This is a genomic window from Streptomyces sp. M-16 (assembly GCF_052114405.1).
Lineage (GTDB): Bacteria > Actinomycetota > Actinomycetes > Streptomycetales > Streptomycetaceae > Streptomyces.
Window position 1 is genome coordinate 1 of the sequence record NZ_JBFRER010000296.1, and the last position, 1207, is coordinate 1207.

A 1207-nucleotide genomic window follows, 5' to 3' on the forward strand; every position below is an offset into this window, starting at 1 on the left:
AAGAGCGAAGCGGCCCTGCGCGACCAGGCCCGCCGCCTGCACGAACACGTCACCGCGCACCCCGAAACCCACATCGCGGAGACCGGCCGCTCACTCGCCCTGACCCGCACCCACTTCCCGCACCGCGCCGGCATCACCGGCACCAGCCGCGAGGAACTCCTCGAAGGGCTCGACGCTCTCGCCCGGGGCACCACACACCCCGGCCTCGTCCAGGGCAAGGCCACCGACCACGACGGCCGCCTCGCGTTCATGTTCACCGGGCAGGGCAGCCAACGCCCCCACATGGGCCACCAGCTCCACASCACCTACCCGGTGTACGCCGAGACCTTCGACAGCGTTTGCGAACACCTCAACCCCCACCTTCCCCGGACCTTGCAGCACGCCCTCCTGGAAGACCCCGAACTCCTCAAGCAGACCCAGTACGCCCAACCCGCCCTCTTCGCCCTCCAGGTCTCCCTCTACCGACTCATCGAATCCTGGGGMATCACCCCCGACCACCTCACCGGACACTCCATCGGCGAAATAGCCGCCGCCCACATCGCAGGCGTCCTCACCCTCACCGACGCCACCACCCTCATCACCACCCGCGCCAACCTCATGCAAGCCCTCCCCACCAGCGGCACCATGACCGCCATCCAGGCCGGGGAAGCAGAACTGGCACCCCTCCTCGCCCCACACGCCGACCGGGTSKCSATCGCCGCCGTCAACGGACCCCGCTCGACCGTCATCGCGGGCACCGAAGACGCCATCACCACCATCACCGCCCAACTGCCCCCCACTACCAAGACGACCCGCCTCAACGTCTCCCACGCCTTCCACTCCCCCCTCATGGAACCCATRCTGGAAGAATTCCGGCAGACACTACAAAAACTCACCTACCACCCCCCGACCATCCCCATCGTCTCCACCCTCACCGGCAACCTCCTCACCACCGAAGAAATCACCGACCCCGAACACTGGATCAACCACGCCCGCCAAACCGTCCGGTTCCACGACGCCCTCCACACCCTCCACCAGCACGGCGTCACCACCTACATCGAAATAGGACCCGACGCCACCCTCACCACCCTCGCCCAACACACCAACACCACCGCGACCTTCATCCCCACCCTCCGCAAAAACCAGCCCGAACCCCACACCCTCACCACCACACTCACCACCCTCCACACCACCACCAACCACCCCATCAACTGGAACACCCTCTACC

General features: G+C 66.5%; 1 protein-coding gene. It reads left to right on the forward strand.

Translation table 11 applies throughout. The features are described from left to right. Positions 1-1207: acyltransferase domain-containing protein (locus AB4039_RS42195; protein WP_442273303.1), on the forward strand; the 1207-nt coding region annotated here is incomplete at both ends.